The sequence below is a fragment of the Pseudomonas sp. UBA4617 genome (assembly GCF_002386445.1).
Taxonomy (GTDB): Bacteria; Pseudomonadota; Gammaproteobacteria; order Pseudomonadales; family Pseudomonadaceae; genus Aquipseudomonas.
Genome location: NZ_DGIR01000054.1, coordinates 11606 through 33173, shown reverse-complemented (window position 1 = coordinate 33173; position 21568 = coordinate 11606). Strand labels below are relative to the sequence as shown.

The 21568-nt window shown below is 61.9% G+C and carries 20 protein-coding genes, 2 tRNA genes and 1 pseudogene; 7 read left to right on the top strand and 16 right to left on the bottom strand.

From position 1 onward, the window contains the following. Positions 1–17 precede the first annotated feature (17 nt). Positions 18–1124 carry an agmatine deiminase gene (aguA, locus tag B4L76_RS22560; protein WP_296235298.1) on the top strand — a complete coding sequence of 369 codons (1107 nt, stop codon included), beginning with the start codon at positions 18–20 and terminating at the stop codon, positions 1122–1124. A gap of 198 nt (positions 1125–1322) precedes the next feature. Further along, positions 1323–1520 (top strand): hypothetical protein, encoded by a 198-nt coding sequence (locus B4L76_RS22555; RefSeq protein WP_296235297.1) that lies wholly within the window; start codon positions 1323–1325, stop codon positions 1518–1520. A gap of 69 nt (positions 1521–1589) precedes the next feature. Here the strand turns inward: B4L76_RS22555 and B4L76_RS22550 are convergent, their stop codons facing one another. Continuing rightward, positions 1590–3629 (bottom strand): TonB-dependent receptor, encoded by a 2040-nt coding sequence (locus B4L76_RS22550; RefSeq protein WP_296235296.1) that lies wholly within the window; start codon positions 3627–3629, stop codon positions 1590–1592. A 38-nt stretch (positions 3630–3667) separates the two neighbouring features. Between B4L76_RS22550 and B4L76_RS22545 the strand changes: the two genes are divergently transcribed. Together B4L76_RS22545 and B4L76_RS22540 are read left to right on the top strand one after the other, a co-directional pair. Beyond that, the gene (locus tag B4L76_RS22545) at positions 3668–4015 is read left to right on the top strand and encodes a hypothetical protein (RefSeq protein WP_296235295.1); all 348 of its coding nucleotides are present in this window, start codon (positions 3668–3670) and stop codon (positions 4013–4015) included. Positions 4016–4121: 106 nt separating this feature from the next. Next, positions 4122–5441 (top strand): OprD family porin, encoded by a 1320-nt coding sequence (locus B4L76_RS22540; protein ID WP_296235294.1) that lies wholly within the window; start codon positions 4122–4124, stop codon positions 5439–5441. Positions 5442–5484: 43 nt separating this feature from the next. Here B4L76_RS22540 and B4L76_RS22535 read toward each other — a convergent pair whose 3' ends face one another. The 4 genes from B4L76_RS22535 to B4L76_RS22520 all read right to left on the bottom strand — a co-directional run bounded on the left by B4L76_RS22535 (position 5485) and on the right by B4L76_RS22520 (position 8067). Next, positions 5485–7149: an FMN-binding glutamate synthase family protein gene (locus B4L76_RS22535; protein ID WP_296235293.1), complete on the bottom strand. Its 1665-nt coding sequence runs from the start codon at positions 7147–7149 to the stop codon at positions 5485–5487. Between the two features lie 136 nt (positions 7150–7285). Continuing rightward, the gene (locus tag B4L76_RS22530) at positions 7286–7495 is read right to left on the bottom strand and encodes a DUF3079 domain-containing protein (RefSeq protein WP_170027838.1); all 210 of its coding nucleotides are present in this window, start codon (positions 7493–7495) and stop codon (positions 7286–7288) included. 149 nt (positions 7496–7644) lie between these two features. After that, a tRNA-Thr gene (locus tag B4L76_RS22525) sits at positions 7645–7720 on the bottom strand. A 98-nt stretch (positions 7721–7818) separates the two neighbouring features. Continuing rightward, positions 7819–8067, bottom strand: a complete 249-nt coding sequence (locus B4L76_RS22520; protein ID WP_296235292.1) for a hypothetical protein — start codon at positions 8065–8067, stop codon at positions 7819–7821. A 518-nt stretch (positions 8068–8585) separates the two neighbouring features. On the opposite strand from B4L76_RS22520, the pseudogene B4L76_RS22515 reads away from it, so the two are divergent. After that, positions 8586–8833, top strand: a pseudogene (locus B4L76_RS22515) (DUF3077 domain-containing protein). A 227-nt stretch (positions 8834–9060) separates the two neighbouring features. Here B4L76_RS22515 and B4L76_RS22510 read toward each other — a convergent pair. The 5 genes from B4L76_RS22510 to B4L76_RS22490 all read right to left on the bottom strand — a co-directional run bounded on the left by B4L76_RS22510 (position 9061) and on the right by B4L76_RS22490 (position 13309). Beyond that, positions 9061–10266 carry a methyltransferase gene (locus B4L76_RS22510; RefSeq protein ID WP_296235291.1) on the bottom strand — a complete coding sequence of 402 codons (1206 nt, stop codon included), beginning with the start codon at positions 10264–10266 and terminating at the stop codon, positions 9061–9063. A 66-nt stretch (positions 10267–10332) separates the two neighbouring features. Further along, positions 10333–11022, bottom strand: coding sequence for an ABC transporter permease (locus tag B4L76_RS22505; RefSeq protein WP_170027845.1), 690 nt, complete (start codon positions 11020–11022; stop codon positions 10333–10335). Continuing rightward, positions 11019–11714: an ABC transporter permease gene (locus B4L76_RS22500; protein WP_296235290.1), complete on the bottom strand. Its 696-nt coding sequence runs from the start codon at positions 11712–11714 to the stop codon at positions 11019–11021. Before B4L76_RS22500 ends, B4L76_RS22505 begins: the two co-directional genes overlap by 4 nt. Before the next feature lie 54 nt (positions 11715–11768). Further along, positions 11769–12524: an ABC transporter substrate-binding protein gene (locus B4L76_RS22495; protein WP_296235289.1), complete on the bottom strand. Its 756-nt coding sequence runs from the start codon at positions 12522–12524 to the stop codon at positions 11769–11771. Positions 12525–12535: 11 nt separating this feature from the next. Then, positions 12536–13309 carry an ABC transporter ATP-binding protein gene (locus B4L76_RS22490; RefSeq protein ID WP_296235288.1) on the bottom strand — a complete coding sequence of 258 codons (774 nt, stop codon included), beginning with the start codon at positions 13307–13309 and terminating at the stop codon, positions 12536–12538. Between the two features lie 641 nt (positions 13310–13950). Between B4L76_RS22490 and gabP the strand changes: the two genes are divergently transcribed. Beyond that, positions 13951–15336: a GABA permease gene (gene gabP / locus B4L76_RS22485; protein ID WP_296235287.1), complete on the top strand. Its 1386-nt coding sequence runs from the start codon at positions 13951–13953 to the stop codon at positions 15334–15336. A gap of 98 nt (positions 15337–15434) precedes the next feature. Here gabP and B4L76_RS22480 read toward each other — a convergent pair whose 3' ends face one another. Next, a complete protein-coding gene (locus B4L76_RS22480) occupies positions 15435–15878 on the bottom strand; it encodes a hypothetical protein (protein ID WP_296235286.1) in 444 nt (147 codons plus the stop codon). A 234-nt stretch (positions 15879–16112) separates the two neighbouring features. On the opposite strand from B4L76_RS22480, the gene B4L76_RS22475 reads away from it, so the two are divergent. Beyond that, positions 16113–16343 carry a hypothetical protein gene (locus tag B4L76_RS22475; RefSeq protein WP_296235285.1) on the top strand — a complete coding sequence of 77 codons (231 nt, stop codon included), beginning with the start codon at positions 16113–16115 and terminating at the stop codon, positions 16341–16343. Between the two features lie 58 nt (positions 16344–16401). On the opposite strand, the gene ppk2 is transcribed toward B4L76_RS22475, so the two are convergent. From ppk2 to B4L76_RS22450, 5 genes are all read right to left on the bottom strand, one after another. Further along, complete coding sequence (ppk2, locus tag B4L76_RS22470; protein ID WP_296235284.1) at positions 16402–17382, bottom strand: polyphosphate kinase 2; 981 nt, start codon at positions 17380–17382, stop codon at positions 16402–16404. Positions 17383–17549: 167 nt separating this feature from the next. Next, positions 17550–17625, bottom strand: a tRNA-Phe gene (locus B4L76_RS22465). 90 nt (positions 17626–17715) lie between these two features. Further along, positions 17716–17988 carry an oxidative damage protection protein gene (locus B4L76_RS22460; protein WP_296235283.1) on the bottom strand — a complete coding sequence of 91 codons (273 nt, stop codon included), beginning with the start codon at positions 17986–17988 and terminating at the stop codon, positions 17716–17718. Next, a complete protein-coding gene (gene mutY, locus B4L76_RS22455; RefSeq protein ID WP_296235282.1) occupies positions 17985–19052 on the bottom strand; it encodes an A/G-specific adenine glycosylase in 1068 nt (355 codons plus the stop codon). Before mutY ends, B4L76_RS22460 begins: the two co-directional genes overlap by 4 nt. After that, positions 19049–21286 carry an AsmA family protein gene (locus B4L76_RS22450; protein ID WP_296235281.1) on the bottom strand — a complete coding sequence of 746 codons (2238 nt, stop codon included), beginning with the start codon at positions 21284–21286 and terminating at the stop codon, positions 19049–19051. The genes mutY and B4L76_RS22450 overlap by 4 nt, the downstream gene beginning before the upstream one ends. Positions 21287–21568: the final 282 nt, after the last annotated feature.

Here is a 21568-nt window from a genome sequence, read left to right as displayed (position 1 = left end):
CACCACAGAGGTCAACCATGAAAACCCTCAATTCCACCCCCCGTGCCGATGGTTTCCACATGCCCGCCGAGTGGGCCCCGCAAACCCAGGTGTGGATGGTCTGGCCCGAGCGCCCGGACAACTGGCGCCTGGGCGGCAAGCCGGCGCAGGCTGCCCATGTGACCCTGGCCAAGGCCATCGCCCGTTTCGAGCCGGTAACCGTCGCGGTTTCCGCTGGCCAGTACGAAAACGCCCGTCGCCAACTTGACCAGCCGAACATCCGTGTGGTCGAAATCAGCAACGATGACGCCTGGGTACGCGACACCGGCCCGACCTTCGTCATTAACGACCGGGGCGAAGTACGCGGGGTCGACTGGGGCTTCAATGCCTGGGGTGGCTTCGATGGCGGCCTGTATGCGCCGTGGAACCGCGACGAGGAACTGGCTGCCAAGGTGCTGGAAATGGAGCGCTGCCAGCGCTACCACACCGAAGGTTTCGTGCTCGAAGGCGGTTCGATCCACGTCGACGGCGAAGGCACCGTGATCACCACGGAAGAGTGCCTGCTCAACCGCAACCGCAACCCGCACCTGAGCCGCGAACAGATCGAAGCGGTATTGCGCGAGCATCTGGCGGTGGACACCGTGGTCTGGCTGCCGGATGGCCTGTATAACGACGAGACCGATGGGCACGTCGACAACTTCTGCTGTTACGTGCGCCCGGGCGAAGTGTTACTGGCCTGGACCGATGATTCCAACGACCCCAACTACGCCCGCTGCCAGGCTGCAATGGAGGTGCTGAAGAACACCCGCGACGCCAAGGGCCGTGAGTTCGTCGTGCACAAGATGCCGATCCCGGGCCCGCTGTTCGCCACCGCTGAAGAGTGCGCCGGTGTCGATCACGTGGCCGGTAGCCAGGAGCGTGACCCGTCGGTGCGTCTGGCCGGTTCGTACGTCAACTTCCTGATCGTCAACGGTGGCATCATTGCGCCAAGCTTTGACGACCCGGCGGATTCCGAGGCCAGGGCGATCCTGGAGAAGCTTTTCCCCGACCATGAAGTGGTGATGATCCCCGGTCGTGAACTGTTGCTGGGCGGTGGCAATATCCACTGCCTGACCCAGCAGCAGCCGGCGCCGCTAAAGCGTTGACCGCACCATGAAGGAAGAGGCCCGTCACCTGACGGGCCTTTTTTATTCCCGGGCGATATCCGGTGGGCCGTGCTGGCATATGTTTTGTATTGATTTCAAAGGGATAGCCAGATCGATAGCTCGGCCAGGCCGCGCGATCAGATCTGTAACAATACATAAGTAAATTTGCCGTCCATGGGCCAGGGAGTACGTGTAGAAATGAACGCAGCAAGTGAGTCGGCTTCGCGCCCATCGGCAGTGGATCACCAGTCGCTCAAGCTTGTGGCGAAGTGGTTGAAACACCATGGAAGCATCAGGGTCAGGACGACCGACCCACGACGTCTGCTTGCCGGACGATATCCCCAAGGGCTGATCAGCGAAGCAGAAATGCAGGCGCTGATGGCGGTGTGGCACTGATCGATTGCTTGAACCTCTACCGGCCGCTTCGCGGCTGAAGCCGTGAAGGGGCCGGTAACTTGCCAGATATCAGAAGCTGTAGCTGCCAGTCACCACCAGGCTGCGCGGGTCACCCAGCTGGATCTGCGCTGCACTGGTTGCCGAGCTGTAATAGGTCTTGTCGGCAATGTTGCTCAACGCCGCTCGCACATCCCAGTCTTGCGCGCGGTACCCCGCCAGCGCATCCCAACGGCCATAACCCGGTAACACCGTGGTGTTCTGGTTATCGGCATAGCGCTCGCCCACCAGCGTCAGGCCGGTCTCGGCGTACCAGCCCAGTTGCGGCTTCCAGGTGATGAACAGGCTGCCGTTGCGCTTGGCCACGTCATTGATGCGGTTGCCTTGCTGGCCGTTGTTGTCCTTCACGATGGTCGCATCCTGCAGGCCGATGCCGCCGCGCACATACCAGTTGCCAGTGATATTACCGGTGGCGGTCAGCTCGACACCGCGCGAACGCTGCAGGCCACTGAGCAGGATGTTTTCCGGCACCAGCGGGTCACGGGTACGGCGGTTGTACAACTCCAGCTCATAAATGGCCAGGGTGGTGGTCAGGCGCTGGTCAAGCCAGTCGCTCTTCACGCCGATTTCTTTCTGTCGGGTTTCTTCTGGCTTGGTGTCGTTGGTGTTGCCCTTCGCCTGCGGGGTAATGCCGATCAGGCCGCCGCCAACTGGCGAGAAGGTCTTGCTCCACGAGGCATAGAACGAATGGTCGCGCCACGGTGTGTAGACCACCCCCAGGCGTGGGCTGGTGCTATTGCTGTCCTGTGATTCGCGGCGTCCATCCTTGTCGGTGGTCTGCACTTCGAACTGGTCGAAGCGTACACCGGCAAGGACCTGCCACTGATCGTTCAGGCGGATCTGGTCCTGAAGGTAAAGGCCGCGGCTATCGACCACGGTGTGATTGTCACTCCATAACGCCAGGTTGCCATCGAGCTGGCGGTCGGGCGCTTTGTACAGCACGGGGTCACGCTTCTGGTTGCCGATCTCCAGGCCCAGCAACAGCTTGTGCTCCAGGCCCAGAGTGTCGAAATCGCCCTCGGCCTCCAGGTTGTTGGACAGGTTGCGGGTATTCAGGTCCTGCTGCCAGCGCTGGCGGGTCAGGGTGTCGGTGCTGGCGTCATAGTTGGTGACATAGGTGTTGTCGAACTCGCTGTCGAGCTTGAACAGGCCCAAGGTATGGCGCAATTGCCAGGTTTCGTTCAGCTGGTAGTTCAGGCGCGAGCGCAGCGACTGGGCATGGTCGTCAATGTAGTCGCGCGGGTCGCCGTAGGTAGTGCTGCGGCTGACGTTGGCCGGGCGACCGTTGGCCCCGGGGATACCGCGGTCCGGGGTGCGGTTGTAGCGGCTGTATTCATATTGCACCAGCCAGTTCAGGTCGGGGTTGACCTGCCAACTGAGCGACGGTGCGAACAGTTGGCGGCTGCCGTGGACGCCGTCGCGGAAACTGTTGTTGTCCTGGTTGCCCATGTTCAGGCGCAGGCTGACGGTGTCGCTGGGGTCGGCACTGAGGTCGGCATACAGGCTGCGCAGGTCTTCGCTGCCGGCCTGTGCCTCGAGGGTCGAGCGGCGGCCGGGCTCCGGCGCCTTGCTGACCCGGTTGACGATACCGCCCTGGCTGCCACGGCCATACAGTACCGCCGCCGGCCCCTTGAGCACTTCGACTCGCTCGATGTTATGCAGGTCGCGAATGTACTGGCTGTCGTCGCGGATGCCGTCCAGGTAGAAATCGTTGCTGGCCTCGAAGCCGCGGATACGCACGCTGTCGAAACGGGTATCCGCACCACTGCTGACATTCGGGATGCCTTCCAGCGCCTTGCCCAGCGTATTGCTGCCGTAATCCAGCACATTGGCGGTCTTCACCGCGTCGATAGCCTGCGGCACATAGCGCAGCGGCGTCGCCGTGCGGGTCGCCGTGCTTACCTCGCGGACCTGGGGGTTGTCCTTGTCGCGCTCGCTATCGGCGGTCACCGACAATTCCGGCAGGGTGGTGGTGGCAGCACTGGCCAGGCCGGCGCTGAACAGCAGCGACAGGCCAAAGGGCAGGGGTGAGAGACGGCAGGGTACAAGCATGGGCACATCCGGATCGAGCAAGTGAAAAAGAGGTGCGGATGGTAATGCTTGCTATTTGCTATTGCATGGCTATTCGAAATGACTTGTTCTTACATGTGTATCTGTTTGTAAAAAATCCTTCGCATTGGGTTTCCCGCCAGCAGCAGCTTTTTGCCCAGCTGCGCAGGAATTATCCGCTCGGTCAGGAAGCCAATTCCGCCCAGGATAAACTGCCCGCTGATAGCGCAAACCTCTACGTAAATGCACTGAAGTCGCCGTCGATTTTGGTTATATCAACCTTCATTTCACGATTTTTTGACATTTCTAAACGCGCGCGGCTAGGATTCGGCCAACGCCTGCTGGCCACCACCGTGGCCACGCAACTGTCAGTGCCGCCGTTTGATTAACGGCAGGCCTTCCAGTCTGGATCCGCATAGCGTCGAACCTACGAAGGGGCGTGGGTTCCTGGCGTCATATTGCAGAGCGTTTTTGATTAGGAACAAGGAAAACAACATGTTGAAAACCAGGATCAGCCTGGTCGCCCTGGCGATGATCGCCGCGACCCAGGCACAGGCCAATGACCAGGCCGATAGCAAGGGCTTCATCGAGGACAGCCACGCCAACGTCCTGCTGCGCAACGCCTACATCAATCGTGACAAGAAGCACGGCACCGACGACCAGATCGAATGGGGCCAGGGCGTCATCGCCAACTTCTCCTCCGGTTTCACCCAGGGCACCGTCGGTGTCGGCGTCGATGCATTCGGCCTGTACGCCGTGCGTCTCGACGGCGGCAAGGGCCATAACGGTGGCGCCGGTGTCGACTTCTTCAAGCCTTCGGACTTCAAGGACCAGAACGGCAACGCCAACTCGCCGCACAACCTGGCCCGTGGTGGCGCTGCAGTGAAGTTCCGCATCTCCAACACCGTGCTCAAGTACGGTGACCAGATGCCGGCACTGCCAGTGCTGCAGTACGACGACGCCCGCCTGCTGCCAGAAAGCTTCACCGGTACCCTGATCACCTCCAAGGAAATCCAGGGCCTGGAACTGAACGCTGGCCGCTTCACCCAGGAAGCGCGCAAAAGCGCCGAGCGCCGTGACGGTGGTGGCCTGAAGTCGATCAACGTGCTTGGTGGCAGCTACAAGTTCACCGACAACTTCACCGCTTCGCTGTACACCGCCGACAACGAAGACGTGATGAAGAAGCACTACCTGGGCCTGAACTATGTCTTCCCGATCGCCAGCGATCAGTCTCTGACCCTGGACTTCAACGGCTACAAGTCGGACATCGACAACAAGTTCGTCAAGAGCGCCGAACTGAACGGCGACTCCAACACCATCTGGAGCCTGGCCGCCACCTACGCCTACGGTGCGCACTCGTTCACCATCGCCCACCAGCGCAGCACCGGCAGCACCGGCTACAACTACGGCTGGTACCAGAACGCCGGTGGCGTGGGTGACGGTGGTTCGACCATCTACCTGGCCAACTCGTACTGGTCCGACTTCAACGCCGAAGACGAGCGTTCCTGGCAACTGGGCTACGGCCTGGACTTCGGTGCCTACGGCATTCCGGGCCTGACCTACAAGCTGGCCTACGTGGTGGGTGACAACATCAATACCCGCAACGTCGCCAACCCGCAGGGCTTCGGCGAAGGTAAAGAGCGCGAGATCTTCAACCAGATCCGTTACGTGGTGCAGGACGGCCCGGCCAAGGACCTGTCGATCAAGCTGCGTAGCTCGTTCGTGCGTACCAACAACGCCGTGCAGCAGAACGGCTACAACGACGACGGCAACGAAGTCCGCGTATTCGTCGAGTACCCGATCAGTATCTTCTGATCATCAAAGCCTGGGGCCGCGCTGCAGCCCCAGGCTTCTACTGTTACGCCGGCTCCACCTCCCTGCGCCGCACCCCTGCAACCTTCACTTTCCCGTCCCCTGTCTCCGGCGCAAAACTGTCGCTACGCGCCATCCGCCACATCCGCGCATAGAACTCGCTTTCAATCGAGCCCCCCAGCAACTCGCCCGGCTTGAGAAACGTGTGCAGGTCCGAGAACAAGCCGATTTCACTTGGGCTGATACGCCGCGCCAGGTGCTTGGGTTTGAGCTGCGAAGGGTGCTCCAGCCCCGCAGCGGCCAGCATCTCTGCCAACGCATGCAAGGTATTGCGGTGGAAGCTGGCAACCCGTTCAGCCTTGTCCGGCACCACCAGTGCCCGCTGGCGCAGCGGGTCTTGCGTGGCCACCCCGGTCGGGCACTTGTTGGTGTGGCAGCTCTGCGACTGGATGCAGCCGATGGCGAACATGAAGCCGCGCGCGGAGTTGACCCAGTCAGCGCCGATAGCCAGCACACTGGCGATGTCGAAGGCACTGACGATCTTGCCCGCCGCGCCAATGCGGATGCTGGAGCGCAGGTTCAGGCCGACCAGGGTGTTGTGCACGAACATCAGCCCTTCGCGCATGGGTACGCCCATGTTGTCGCTGAACTCGCGCGGCGCCGCGCCGGTACCGCCTTCCTTGCCGTCGACGACGATGAAGTCCGGGGTAATGCCGGTGGCCAGCATGGCCTTGGCGATACCCATGAATTCCCATGGGTGGCCCAGGCAGAACTTGAAGCCCACCGGCTTGCCGCCCGACAGCTCGCGCAGGCTGGCAATGAACTGCAGCAATTCGGCCGGCGTGCGGAAAGCACTGTGCGCTGCCGGCGAGATGCAATCTTCACCCTCGCGTACGCCGCGGGTCTGGGCGATTTCGCGGCTGACCTTGTGCCCCGGCAGGATGCCGCCATGGCCCGGCTTGGCGCCCTGGCTGAGTTTCACCTCGATCATCTTCACCTGCGGCGAGCGGGCCTGCTCGGCGAAGCGCTGCGGGTCGAAGCGACCGTCCTCGGTGCGGCAACCGAAGTAGCCACTGCCGATTTCCCAGATCAGGTCACCGCCATGTTCGTGGTGGTACGGGCTGATACTGCCTTCGCCCGTGTCATGGGCAAAACGGCCCATGCGTGCACCACGGTTGAGCGCCGCGATGGCGTTGGCGCTGAGCGCGCCGAAGCTCATCGCGGAAATGTTGAAGATGGATGCAGAATAGGGTAGGCGGCATTGCGGCCCGCCGATGGCGATGCGAAACGAAGCAGGGTCCGGCGTGTTCACCGGCAACATGGAATGGCTGATGAACTCGAAGCCGGGCTTGTAGGCGTCGTTGAGCGTGCCAAAGGCCTTCTCGGCGCTTTCGTTCTTGGCCCGGGCGTAGACCAGCGAGCGCTGAGCGCGGGAAAACGGCAGCTTGTCGTCGTCGCCCTCGATCAGGTACTGGCGGATTTCCGGGCGGATGGTTTCGATCAGGTAGCGGATGTTGCCCAGGATCGGGTAGTTGCGGCGCACGGCATGGTGGCTCTGGCGCAGGTCGTTGAGGCCGACCAGGCTGAGCAAGGTGGTGATCAGCGTGATGGGCCATAGCCAGGTGTGCGTGTGTAGCAACGGCAGGCTGGCGAGGGTGAATAGTAGGCAGAATGCGAGGCAGGCGTAGCGGCTGGTTAGGGAATTTTTCATGGGTCCATCACAGGCAGGATGACCCGGCCTAGGATAGGCAAAGCAGGGTTAGGGAAAACCTGGGGAATCGGTAAAAGACTGTTGCATGGTTGTCATGGCTCTGGCCTGGGCGGGCGTCGATGTTGTGCACGTGTTGTCAGTGCTTGGGGGCTGTGCCCTGCTCGCGGTCGATCGGTTTTTCGAGTTGGTTATCGAAACTGTCCCAGTCTTCGCCGAACAGTTCTGCGGGGTGCATGGTCCGGCTCGCGCCGTTGCCGCAGGCCAGTGCCTTGGCTGGGCAGTAGAGGTCGCAGCCCCAGCAGATGCGTTCGGGGTGGCTGGGATTTGTGGGGAATTTCTTGGCCATGGTGAGCTGCCTTGATGAGGGGCTGGCTTCAGGCTAAGTCATTTGTCTGGAGCGGGCTTGACTGGGGTCAAGTCTGGGGAGGGAGCGAGCGGAGTGTACTTAAAACAAAAAAGGCCCACCTTTCGGTGAGCCTTCTTTGATACTGCGTATGGTGCCGGCACCAGGAATCGAACCCGGGACCTACTGATTACAAGTCAGTTGCTCTACCATCTGAGCTATACCGGCAGTGGGGCGTCATTATAACGATCGGTTGGCGCCTGTAAACCACTTCCTTGCGATTGTTCGCAAATGACCTAAGTTACCGGTCTGAAAGAAGAATTTTCCTACCAGCCGCGGTGGATGGTGGTGACGCTTGGCTCGGTTTTGCCCGGGTTGAAGAACAGCTTGTCGTTGTCGCAGCCACGCTTGCGGCAAGGGCTCTCGGTGCGCAGGGGCAGGCCGTTGTCGCCGCCCAGTTGCATGCCAGGATGGTTCCAGCCCAGGCTGCTGCGGGGTTGGGGCGGGGTGCTGCTGGCGCAGGCGCTCAGGGCCAGGGTGAGGCACAACAGGGCGAGGGGCTTGGTCTGGGTCACGATGGTCGAGTCCGTTAGTCCATTGTCGGTTCTGGCGCAACGCCAGAAGGTCGCGGGGCTGGCGGGCAGCGCGCGACGTCACTTTTTAATGATTTGGGGGGCGAATGATACACCGTTGCGGTGGTCGAGCATTAGCCTTGTGTGGCCTGGCCAGGGCTCTTCGCGGGTTATCGCGTTCCCAAAGGTGCCGCGCCGCACTGGAGACAGGGATCAGACAATTCTGAACTTGGGGCCAGATGCTTCAAGGTTTGGGTGCTTCGGACCTATCCTACGCGCGCCGCTGAAGTATCGCTGTTGTCGGGGAAATGGCTCACGGATACCGTTTTCGGGTCGCTCTGGCGACCGGGTGTGAGAACCCGACTCGAATAAGCGCTACCCATCTATGGTGGCCGTACGCGGGCAGACTTCGGTCTGGCCGGGCTTCCTTATTCGACCGGTTTCTCACCCCGCGTACGGCTGCCACCCAAATCCGTGAGAAAGATTTATGGCAGTGCCTTCCCCGAATAAGGATTTATGCCATGAAGAAAGCCATCATTGAACCCGTTACCACCGCCGGCGTGGAAACCTTCCTCGCAGCCGGTAACCCGTCCCTCAACCTGCTACGCGTCGAGCCCGGTATCCCGGTGGATGGGGCTACATCAAGCACCTGGTGCGCGAGGGGGATATGGAAGATGACCACAAATTCCTCGGTGCAGCCGACTATTTGTGCGGCATCGCCAAGGCGCTGATGAACGATGTCGAGATTGCCAAAAACAAGGCGCATTGAGCAGACAACGCCCCTCGTGCCAACCACAACAAATGTTTATGCACAAGTGGCATTGATGGCTTGCGCGAAACGCATGCCGGATCGATACGCCGTCGGTCTTTGCGCAAACGCCTGTTTTTACTGGGCTTGAAGTACCGGGCGGAATAAGTCGGCCGCTTGAAATAGCGCTTGGATCCAACAGCTAATCAAAAGCTTGTGCACAGAGTTATCCACAGGTTGTACTGCGGCTAACGGTCGCGTTCGGCGAGGATCAGCAGGTTGCGTGGGGTCAGCGGGTAGTCGCAGAACAGGCCCAGTTGCACGTTATAGCCGCGTTCTTCCAGAAACAGGGCGCGATCCAGTACCAGCCACAGCTCCAGCGGCCGACGAAACAGGTTGCGCACGCGCTCCAGGTTACGGACCTCGGCCAGGCGTTGCCAGCCGGCTGCTTCCAAGGCTGCCCAGTCCGGGTTGCCGGTCAGTTGCAGTTGCTTGAGCTCGGCCAGGTCGCGGCAGTATTGCTCGAAAGGCTTTTCCAGCCAGGCCACAGGCAACGAAGGCGTCGGTAGGTAATCGGCGCTCTGGCGTTGCTGGCGTTGCAGCAGGTCGAAACCCAGGCGCCGGGCCATGGAGGCGTCGCGCTGGCGCCGGACGCGGGCGCCTGCGGTGACGGTTTCGCTCAGCGGCAGGCCCAGGTCATCCAGCGACAGCTGCAGGCTGGACGCTTGCGCGGCTGTGGATAACGCCTGGTACTGTTGCGCTGCAATGCGGTTGTAGCAGCAAGGGGCCACGGCCAGTTGCCGGCAGCCTTGCTGGCTGGCCAGCTGTATCAGGTGTACATGCAAGTCGCCACAGGCGTGCAGGGCGACCACGGTTTTGTCGTCTGCCAGGTGGCGGGCGCTGTCCTCGGCCATCACATCCTGCTGCAGGTGCTGCGCCGGCAAATGATGGTGCGCACTCAGGGCCTGGCCGGCGGCGACCAGGGCGGCGTCGTATTCCAGACAGGTCAGGTGCTGGCCGGGTTGCAGCAGGCGGCGGCCGAGGTGGCCTTTGCCGGCGCACCAGTCCAGCCAGTGGCGCGGCTGCGCGCGGAAGCTCAGGTGGCTGGCGAAGGCTTCGATCTGCTGCCATTTGCGGCCGGGAACGGCGACGTCGAGGCGGTGGGCGGCGGGGCGAAGGTCGGTGGCCGGGAGGTTGCCGAGGGTAGAGAGCTGTTGGGCTTGCCGGGCCAGCTGTGGGAATGGGGCGGGTAAGCTCGCGGCGGTGCTTTCGCTTTCGGCGTCTGCCAGGGAGCATTGGCGCAGGTGGGCGGCAAGCTCGGGATATGCGGTTTCCCAGTCCAGCTGCAGGGTGCTGAAGGGACGGGGTTTCCACAGCCGCTGGTGCTCGATCAGGAACTGGTCGAGGGCCTGGAAACGGGTGCTCAGGTGCTGGCTGTGGAGGTGGCTTGGCATGGCAAGGATGTGCGGTGGGTTTGAGGGCTTCTTCGCGGGCACGCCCGCGAAGAAGGCCAGGAGATGTCAGCGCCCTTGGCAGGCATCCACACGCAGCCAGCGCTCCAGCAGCTTGAAGCCCTGTACCAGCACGAACGAGATCACCAGGTAGAACACCCCGGCGGCAAAGAAGATCTCTACCGGCAGGTAGGTCCGGGCAATGATGGTACGGGCCATGCCGGTCAGTTCCAGCAAGGTCACGGTACTGGCCAGCGCGCTGGCCTTGAGCATCAGGATCACTTCGTTGCTGTACGCCGGCAGGCCGATACGCGCGGCGCGCGGCAGCATGATGTAGAACAGCGTCTTGCCACGCGACATGCCCAGTGCGCGTGCCGCCTCGATTTCGCCCTTGGGGATCGACTGCAGCGCACCGCGCAGGATCTCGGCGATATAGGCGGCGGTGTGCAGGGTCATGGTCAGCACCGTGCACCAGAACGGATCGCGCAGGTAGGGCCACAGCGAACTCGAACGCACCACGTCGAATTGCGCCAGGCCGTAGTAGACCAGGAACAGCTGCACCAGCAGCGGCGTACCGCGGAAGAAGAAGATGTAGCTGAACGGCACGGCGCGCACGTACCAGTGGCGCGAGGAGCGGGCGATGCCCAGCGGGATGGCCAGGATCAGCCCGGCCACCACGGCGATGGCTACCAGCTCCAGGGTCAGGGTCGCACCCTGGGCCAGGCGGGGCAGCCATTTGATGATCACTTCCCAGTTCATTGCACGGCCCTCGCAAAGCCGCGAGCGGCGCGTTTTTCCATGAAGTGCATGCCGGTCATGGCAATGATGGTCAGGCTCAGGTAGATGCAGGCGGCGACCATGTAGAAGGTGAATGGCTCCTTGGTCACGGTCACGCCGATTTGCGCGTGGCGCATGATTTCTTCCAGGCCGATCACCGACACCAGTGCAGTGTCCTTCATCAGGATCATGAACAGGTTGCCAAGGCCTGGCAGGGCGATGCGCCACATCTGCGGCAGGATGATCCGCGACAGGATGCGGCCCTTGGACAGGCCCAGCGCCAGGCCGGCCTCACGGTGGCCCTTGGGGATTGCCAGGATGGCGCCACGGAACACTTCGGTGGCGTAGGCGCCGAAGCACAGGCCCAGGGCAATCACCCCCGCCGCGAAGGCGCTGAGCTCCAGGCCCGGCATGTTCAGGGCTTCACCGAGGGCATTCATCAAGCCTACGGTGCCGAAGTAGATAAGCAGGACCCACAGCAGTTCGGGCACGCCGCGTACCAGGGTCGAATAGAAGCCGCCAAGCCATTGCAAAGGCTTGACCGAGGAAGTCTTGGCCAGGGCGCCGAGCAGGCCCAGCACCAGGCCCAGCAGCAAGGCGCAAAGCGCCAGTTTTACGGTCATCAGGGTACCGGCCATCATGGCCGGACCGAATCCGTGCAGGTCGATATTCATGGGCAGGTCATTCTAGGGACTGGCGCGCCGCAAGGGCGCGCCAGTCAGGGCGGGTCATTCGATGCTGAACGGGAAGTACTTGTCGTTGATCTTCTTGTACGTACCGTCGGCCTTGATTTCTGCCAGGGCTTTGTTCAGGTCGTTGCGCAGCTTGTCGTCGCCCTTGCGCACGGCAATGCCGATCTTGTCGCTGTCCATCACCGGCTCGCCCTTGAACTCGAAGTTCATGCCGTCCTTGCTCTTCAGCCACTCGTACTGCACGTACTTGTCGGCGAGGATACCGTCGATGCGGCCGGAGACCAGGTCGAGGTAGGCGTTTTCCTGGGTGTCATACAGCTTGATCTCTACGTCATCGCCGTAGTTGTCTTCCAGCCAGGTGCCGGCCAGGGTGGCGCGCTGGGTGCCGATCACCTTGCCCTTGAGCGAGGCCTTGTCGGTCTTGAAGTCGACGTTCTTCGGCGCGATGAACTGCAGCTTGTTGGAGTAGTACGGGTCGGTGAAGTCCACTGCCTGCTTGCGCTCGTCAGTGATCGACAGCGACGACACCAGGAAGTCGAACTTCTTGGCATTCAGCGCCGGGATGATGCCGTCCCAGTCCGAGGTGACGACCGAGCATTCGACTTTCATCTTGGCGCACAGGGCGTCGCCGATGTCCTTGTCGAAGCCGACCACGTTACCGCTGGCATCCTTGTTGTTGAACGGTGGGTAAGCGGCCTCGATACCCATGCGCAGTTTTTCTGCGGCCATGGCGTTGGCCGACATCACCAGCGTGGCAGCAGCTGCCAGGAGAAACTTCTTGTAAGTGTGCATGTATTGCTCCGTTAACGGTGGCTGGACATGAATTGCTTGCAACGCGCCGAGGTCGGGTTCTCGAACACCTGCTGCGGCGATCCCTGCTCTTCGACCAGGCCCTGGTGCAGGAAGACGACTTCACTGGACACATGCCGGGCAAAGCTCATCTCGTGCGTGACCAGCAGCATGGTACGGCCTTCTTCGGCCAATGCGCGGATAACGTTTAGCACTTCCTGGACCATTTCCGGATCGAGTGCCGAAGTTGGCTCGTCGAACAGGATGACCTTGGGCTTCATGGCCAGGGTACGGGCAATGGCGGCACGCTGTTGCTGGCCACCGGAAAGCTGGGCGGGGTAACTGTGGCGCTTGTCGTAGATGCCGACCTTGTTCAGCAGTGCTTCGGCGGCTTCGATGGCCTCGGCCTTGCTCTGGCCAAGTACGCGGCGGGGCGCCTCGATGATGTTGTCGAGGATCGACATGTGCGGCCACAGGTTGAAGTTCTGGAAGACGAAGCCGATCTCGCTGCGCAGGCGGTTGATCTGGCGATTGTCGGCGGCGACCAGGTCACCGTTCTTGGCGGCCTTAAGCCTGAGCGCTTCACCGGCGACCAGGATTTCGCCCTGGTGCGGGTTCTCGAGCAGGTTGATGCAGCGCAGCAGGGTGGACTTGCCGGAGCCGGACGACCCCAGGATGGAGATCACGTCACCGTCGCGTGCGGTCAGCGAAATGCCCTTGAGAATTTCCTGCTCGCCGTAGCGTTTGTGCAGGTTGCGGATTTCCAGCGCGGGCGTGGCCTGAGCCATGTGCGGTCCTCATTGTGTTCGGGTGCGTTCCCAGCTGTTGGCGGCCTTCCTGGCGAGCGCCAAGCTAGCATAGCGGTATCGCGGCGGCCAACAGGGGCGCCAGGTGCTCGGGGCGCTGGTGGGGCAGTTTGTCGCATCGCTGCAGCGCAACGTCGCGCGGATGTCCGCGAAGGTCTCGCCCAGCACCAGAGCCTTGATGAAAAAAGGCGCGATGGTGCCAGCTTTGGCCGGCTCATGGAAGCGGTTTTAGACCATTCGCGGGTAGTTCCGGACTGACAAGGTAGCAGATCCCGAGAAAACGGGTTCGCCTGCGGAGGCCTTCGCACGGTATGGGGTTGTACCCATAGGTTGCACTTTTTTGCTTTGCATCGGTGCAAAGGTGTTACCGAGGAGCACCTTTGGTGCGTTTGTAAGTGGGTATTTCAGTAATCCGACAGTTTGATGCCCTTTCGGTCAGCTCTTGGCCGAAAGCCCTCCGAACCGCGTGTGGAAAGGCCTCCCGGGCTTTCTGACGAATGCTTTCAGCACATGGCGCGCTTATTGCCAGCAGGAAACCGCCGATTGCAGCGACGCCCAGGTCAACCCTTGGTGCGCTTTACACCCGCAGTCGGCGTGGTCCACCTCCTTACAAAGGTAGTTTTATGAGCGGTAACAATTCCAATGACCTCGCTCAGGGGCTCAAACAACGGCATGTGACCATGCTGTCCATCGCTGGCGTGATCGGTGCCGGCCTCTTCGTTGGCTCCGGCCACGCCATTGCCGCTGCCGGCCCTGCCGTGCTGCTGGCTTATGCTGCCGCGGGCACGCTGGTTGTGCTGGTCATGCGCATGTTGGGTGAAATGGCGGTCGCCTCGCCTGACACCGGTTCGTTCTCTACTTATGCCGACCGCGCCATCGGGCGCTGGGCCGGTTTCACCATCGGCTGGCTTTACTGGTGGTTCTGGGTGCTGGTTATTCCGCTGGAAGCCAACGCTGCCGCAGCCATCCTGCATGCCTGGTTCCCTGCGGTTGACCTGTGGGCGTTCTCCCTGGTCATAACCCTGGCGCTGACCCTGACCAACCTGTGCAGCGTGAAGAACTATGGCGAGTTCGAGTTCTGGTTCGCCCTGCTCAAGGTCCTGGCGATCATCGGCTTCATCGCCGTGGGTTGTGCTGCCTTGTTCGGCTTCGTGCCGAGCAGCCAGGTCAGCGGTGCCAGCCACCTGTTCGACACCCAGGGCTTCATGCCCAATGGCCTTGGCGCGGTGCTGGCAGCCATGCTGACCACCATGTTCTCGTTCATGGGTACCGAAATCGTCACCATCGCCGCGGCCGAGTCGAAGGACCCGGGCAAGCAGATCAGCCGTGCTACCAACTCGGTCATCTGGCGTATCTGCCTGTTCTACCTGGTGTCGATCTTCCTCGTTGTGGCCCTGGTGCCGTGGAACGACCCGGCGCTGGCCGAAACCGGCTCCTACCAGACCGTGCTGAGCCTCATCGGTGTGCCGAACGCCAAGCTTATCGTCGACATCGTCGTGCTGATCGCCGTCACCAGCTGCCTGAACTCGGCGCTGTACACCTCGTCGCGCATGCTGTTCTCGCTGAGCAAGCGCGGTGACGCCCCGGCCATCGCCCAGCGCACCACCAAGTCGGCGACCCCGCACGTGGCGGTACTGCTGTCCACCGCAGCGGCGTTCCTCTGCGTGTTCGCCAACTTCGTGGCCCCGGCCCAGGTGTTCGAGTTCCTGCTGGCCAGCTCGGGTGCCATTGCCCTGCTGGTGTACCTGGTGATTGCCGTTTCACAGCTGCGCATGCGCGCCCAGCGTGAGGCCCGTGGCGAGAAGATCACCTTCAAAATGTGGCTGTTCCCAGGCCTGACCTGGGCGACCATTGCCTTCATCATTGCAATCCTGGTGGTGATGGCGCTGCGTGAAGACCACCGTGCCGAAATCATCGCGACCGCGCTGCTGAGCATTGGTGTGGTGGCGGCTGGCTTGCTGGTGCACCGCAAGCGTGAAGCTGCCGGGCGGGTGGCGCTGGATAACTGATCCGCGCTGGCTGTTATGAAAAGGCCGCGTCCTGTGCAGGGCGCGGCCTTTTTTATTGCCTGGTGCGGCCCTATCACCGGGCAGGTAATACAGCCCTGTCAGCCAAACTGCTTCTGCTGCTGTTGCTGCTTGGCAACCAGCTCCGAGGCTGCCACATAGGCTGCCTGGAATTCGTCGCTTTCCAGCCAGGCCATGGTGGCTTCTTCATCGGCCCCGTCCAGCCACTTACGGTAGGCGTTGAACACCAGCACGATATAGTCGGTGGCGTGTTCTTCCTTGTGCCCCTTGAGCACCAGGCCCAGCAGTGGGTCTACCAGGAACACCGAGATCATCGGTACCAGGCCGCCCTCCTGGGCTTCCTTCATCTTCTTGAACAGCGCGTCGTAGCTGCCCGACTCCATGGCCTTGTTGTACACCTGCTCGACGCTGGCGCTGTCACCGGCGCTGGCCTTTACCGCCTGGCCACTGCGCACCATGCGGTTCTGTTTGGCCTTGCTGGCAGCGCGTTTGGCACGTTTCTGTTGCTTGGTAGGGGTGGCCATGGGGAATCCTGTTATCTGAAATTGCGCATATTGAAGCGCAATTGCCCGATAAACCCAAGCCGCACTCCGGCGCAACGTAGCTCGGTGAGGTGTGTCCGGGATAAGCATCCAGATTATGCCGGGCGTGAACCCTCCGTAAGTTCTCTCCCGCTGCCGCGCCTGTTGGCTGGCAGCGTGTCGCTAGGCCAATACGGCATCCGCACAATGCACAGGTTTGCGCTGGAGGAGAGGATCATGAAGCACTTTTATCTTGTCACCCTGTACGGCTACATGGACGATGGTAGCGTTTACTATCCAACCGGTTTCGTCAGTTGCAACGAGCAGATAATTACCAAGGCTGACATCGTGGCAATTATCGAAAAGAGCAAGGAACACGGCAGCGAGGTTCAGCTACACAGCATCTCTTACATGGGGCACATGACCGAAGACACGTTCGAGAATGTTCGTTCCATGTCGGGCGCATAAGCTTCGACCCGCAGTCTGTCTTCAGGCTGCGGGTGTCTGTCGATCGCGTGGCCAGGCTTCAGGCTGCCGACTGTGGCGTCTCATCTTCTTCGAAGCCGCGTGACGCTCGGCCTACCAGCAGAGGGTCCGGTGCGTATGCCACCTGAGGGTCTTTGCCTGGATAGTCCAGCGAATGCAGGAAGTGCCGGATACAGTTGATCCGCGCCCGCTTCTTGTCATCGGACTTGATCACCGTCCATGGTGCATCGGCCGTATCGGTATGGAAGAACATCGCCTCCTTGGCGGCGGTATAGTCCTCCCACTTGTCCAGCGACTTGATGTCGATGGGTGACAGCTTCCAGTGCTTGAGCGGGTCGTCCCGGCGCGAAATGAAGCGGCGCAGCTGCTCTTCGCGGTTCACCGAGAACCAGTACTTGAACAGCAGGATGCCGCTGTTGCACAGCATGCGCTCCAGCTCCGGCGCCTGGCGCATGAACTCCAGGTACTGCAGTGGCGTGCAGAAATCCATCACCTTCTCGACCCCGGCGCGGTTGTACCAGGAGCGGTCGAAGAACACCATTTCACCCGCCGTGGGCAAGTGCTGGATGTAGCGCTGGAAGTACCACTGGCCTTTTTCCTGCTCTGAAGGCTTCTCCAGGGCCACGATGCGCGCACCGCGTGGGTTGAGGTGCTCCATGAAACGCTTGATGGTCCCGCCTTTGCCCGCCGCATCGCGCCCCTCGAACAGGATCACCACGCGCTGGCCGGTTTCCTTCACCCAGCTTTGCACCTTCAGCAATTCTATCTGCAGCGCGTGCTTGGCCTTTTCATACTCCTGGCGGCGCAGCCGGGTGCGGTAGGGGTAGCTTTCTGGCAGGCGGGCTGAAGTGCTGTCTTCGTTGCTGCCTTTGGGTGCTGTGGCCACTTCCAGGGCTGCGGGTTGCTGGCTGACGCGGGTGATGCTCGGCTCTGGCTTGCGCTGGCGTGGGCGGCGGGTGCGGGCTGGTGCGGCAACGGGTTCGCTGGGGGCGGGGAGCAGGAGGGGGGATTCTTCGCTCATGGAGGTCCTTGCAGAATCGATTCGAAAGTCCATCATCGATTATGAAGGTGGGCGAAAAGTGGCTGTTTGATGCGGATCAATGCAAAAACACAGACAACAAAAAACCCGCACCAGGCGGGTTTCTTGTTGTCGCTTCGGGTAACTTTGCAACCACCAGAAGCTGAAGGTGGTGCCCAGAGACGGAGTCGAACCGCCGACACGAGGATTTTCAATCCTCTGCTCTACCGACTGAGCTATCTGGGCGACGAGGTGAATTAAATAGACTTTCAGACCGCTCGTCAACGACTTTTTGAAAAAATTTTAAATTAATTCCGTCGCTTACGTTCCGTGGGGTCATTCCGAGGGTGGTACGTAGCCTTCCGCCTGGGCGTACTCTTCGCCGGCGAAAAACTTGTCCATCTCGCCCTGGAGGAATTTGCGGTCCTCGGCGTTCATCATGTTCAGGCGCTTTTCGTTGATCAGCATGGTCTGGTGTTTCTGCCAGTCGGCCCATGCCTTCTGCGAGATGTGTTCGAAGATGTCCTGGCCCTTGGCGCCGGGGTAGGGCGGGCGGTCCAGGCCTGGCAGTTCTTCTTTGTACTTGCGGCACATCACGGTGCGGGTCATCGGGCGTCTCCTGCAATCAGTTCGTCGGCCGCGCGTTTGAGCAATTTTTTCACCGGGGCGGCAAGGCCCAGGCGCGGCGGGGTGGCGAGGTTATACCAGAGCCAGTCGGCCTCGGCCACGTGCTGGCCGACCGGGTCGACGCGCACCAGCCAGGGCTCGATCGCCAGCTGGAAGTGGCTGAAGGTATGGGTCAGGCCGTCCATGGCGCGGCTTTCGGCCAGGCGCAGGCCGTGCTGGTAGGCGAGGTCGTCGAGCTGGCCGATGTCGTCCAGTTCCGGCAGGCTCCACAAGCCACCCCACAGCCCGCTGGACGGGCGGCGGTAAAGCAGGATGGCGCCATCGTGGTTGGCCAGCAGCGGCATCAGCGTGCGCCGTTGTGGCAGCGCCTTGCGCGGCTTGGGTTCCGGGTAGCGGGTTTGTTCGCCGTGCAGGTGCGCTTCGCAGCCCCGCCGCAGTGGGCAGATCAGGCAACTGGGCTTGCTGCGGGTGCACAGCGTGGCGCCCATGTCCATCATCGCCTGGGTGTAGTGGTTGGCGCGCTGCTGCGGGGTAAAGCGCTCGGCCGTGGCCCACAGCTGGTTGGCCACCTTGGGCTCGCCAGGGTAGCCGGCCTGGGCAGTGTAGCGGGCCAGCACGCGTTTCACGTTGCCGTCGAGGATCGGTGCGCGGATACCCATGCTGATGCTGGCGATGGCGCCCGCGGTAGAGCGACCGATGCCGGGCAGCTCGGTGAGCTGCTCGACACTGCGCGGGAATTCGCCACCATGCTGCGCGACCACGATCTTCGCAGCCTTCTGCAGGTTGCGCGCGCGGGTGTAGTAGCCCAGGCCGGTCCACAGGTGCAGCACCTCGTCCTCCGGCGCCTCGGCCAGGGCCTGCACGGTCGGCAGGGCCTGCATGAAGCGGTCGAAGTAGTTGAGCACGGTGCTGACCTGGGTCTGCTGCAGCATGATCTCCGACACCCACACCCGGTACGGGGTGATGCCCTGCTGCCAGGGCAGGTCGTGCCGGCCGTGTTCGTCATACCAATCCAGCACAGCGCTGGAGAACTGCTCTGGGGTCATCGCTTGAACAGCCCCTTGAGCGCGTCTTTCACTTCCGGGCTCACTTTGTCTCCGAGTTTTTCGTCGATCTTTTCCTGCAGGCGGTTGCCGGCCAGCTTGGCAGCGACCTTGCCCATGCCATCCTGGTCCAGGCGGCAGGCCTTGGCGCCCAGCTCCAGCGGGCCACGGCAACGCAGTGGCACTTCAACGCCAACATAGCGTTCGTTGACCTGGCAGGCCGGGTCAGGCATGGCACGCTGGTCGCCTTCAACAACCACGCCGACCTTGTAGTCCATGCCCAGCACGCGCAGGTCGAGGTCACCCTGGCCGTTGACGGTGAGGCCCGGGATGCGCGCCTTGAGGTCCGGGTTGCTGGCGACCCCATTGCGTACCACCAGGCTACCGCGCAGTTCCTGGAAGGGGGTGTCCTTGCCACGAGGTTCGCCGCTCAGCGATTTGCGGTTGAGCGTGGCAATGGCCTGGCACAGTTGCTGTTCCAGGTTGGCATTGACCAGCACGCCGTCGTTGATGACGAAATTGGCGTTGCCGTTGAGGGTATCGACCAGGGCCTTCTGGCTGTTGCCGGTGGCGGTCAGGTCGCTGGTCAGGGTCAGCAGGCCTTTGACCGGCGGCTGCTGTTCCTTGCCCTCGGTCTTGATGAAGTGCTCTACCGGCACCCGCTGGATGTTGGTGTTCACGCCCAGTTGCGGCACGGCAGGGCGAACATCGACGGTACCCTTGGCCTCGAACGTGCCGTTGTACAGGCCACCGCGCAGGGTTTGCAGGGTCAGCAGGCCGCCCTGGCCGACGGCCTTGAGCTGGGCGTCTTCGATCGGCAGTTTGTCCAGGGTCAGCGAGCCAAAGGCCAGGTCAGCCTGCAAGTCGAGGGCGCGCAGGCGGTCCACCGGCAGCAGCTTGTCGTCGCTCCAGGCAACCTGGGTCGGGGCGTTGGGCAGCGGCGTGGTACCTGCACCGGCGACCGCGCTGGCTTCCTGCTGCTTGACCTCGGCCTGGCGTGCGGCAGTAGCGCCCTTGGCCTGTTCGCTCTTGGCCGGCAGGTAGCGGTCGGCGTCGAAGGTATCGCCTTTGAGCTGCAGGCGCAGGGCCTGCCTGGCGAAGTCTTCAATGGCCACGCGGCCAGTGAAGGTGCTGTCGTCCAGCTTCACGGCCAGGTCTTCCAGGGCCAGGCTGTGCGGCGTGCCTTGCAGGCGGGTGACCATTTCCAGCCTGGAGAAGGCTGCCGGATCGTTGCTGGCCGGCAGCGGGCGACCAATGCTGTCGAGGAACATACGCAGGTCGAACTGGGCGATAGACAGGCCGCCGCTCAGCTGGGGTGTCTTGTCCAGGTCGCGCAGGTTCAGCTCACCCAGGGCACGCAGCTGGTTGGCCGAGACTTTCAGGCCGCTCCACGAAGCGACATTGGCGCCCAGGTCGACCAGCAACTGGCCCTGCGCGGCGAAGGTTACAGTCTTGCCGCCGGTTGGCTCACCCGAGGTTTCGCCCGACAGGCGCATGTCTTCGAAGTTGTAGCGCTTGAGCTTGCGGTCGAAGCGCAGCTCGCCGGCCAGTTCGGTGCGGGCCTTGATGTTCGGCTGGCTGGCGCTGAGGAAGGCGCTGGCCTTGAGCGGAATGTTCGCGCCTTCGTGGACCGGGCCGGTGCTCAGCTGGATGCTCTCGGCGCTATAGCTGTGGCCGGTCTTGGCATCGGTGTACTGCACGCGGGCGTTGTTCACGGTCAGGCTGTCGATGTCCAGCTTGACCGCACGGCCGTCGCTGGTAGCCGGTGCCGGTTGCTGTTCGGCGGGTGCCTGGGCCGGGGCATCGGCTTGCGCGCCGGCGTCCTGTGCGGGCAACGGCTTGCCGATGTCTTCCCAGTTGCCATGGCCCTGTTCGTCACGCGCCAGGTTCAGGTTCAGACCCTCGACGCGTACGTCGCTCATCTGCACTTCGCGGCGCAGCAGCGGCAGCACACGCACCGACAGGCCCAGCATCTGCAGGTCGGCGAACGGCTCCTTGGGTTTGTTCAAGGTGGCGATGCTTGCTTCGTGCAGCTCCAGCCCCAGCCACGGGAACAGGCTCCAGCCGATATCACCGTTGAGGGTGAGCTCGACGTGTGCCTTGTCGCGAGCCAGCTGGCGAATCTCGTCTTTGTAGTCGTTGGGATCGAAGAGGTGGGTCAGGGCGAAGCCCAGCGCCACGATGATCAGCAGCAACCCGAGAAGCCCAAGTCCCAGGATTTTGCCGAACGCTTTCATGGGCGAGTCCTTGTAGTCCGTTTGAAATTCAAGCGCCAGAGTATAGCGCTGCAGTGGTTGTCCCTGCGTATTCGACAAGAGATACAGGGCATTTCCTACGTGTAAAGCACAGGATACGGCTTTCGACAGCCTGGGCGTCGTCAGTTCCGAAAGTGTGGCCGTTACCAAGCATGACCGTTTCAGCCGAGCAAAAAATTGCAATATCAGATTGCCTTCACGCTACTTGATGCTGCTACCCTTGCGCCGCTTTGCTGCACTCTCCCCATATAAGAAGGATTCGAT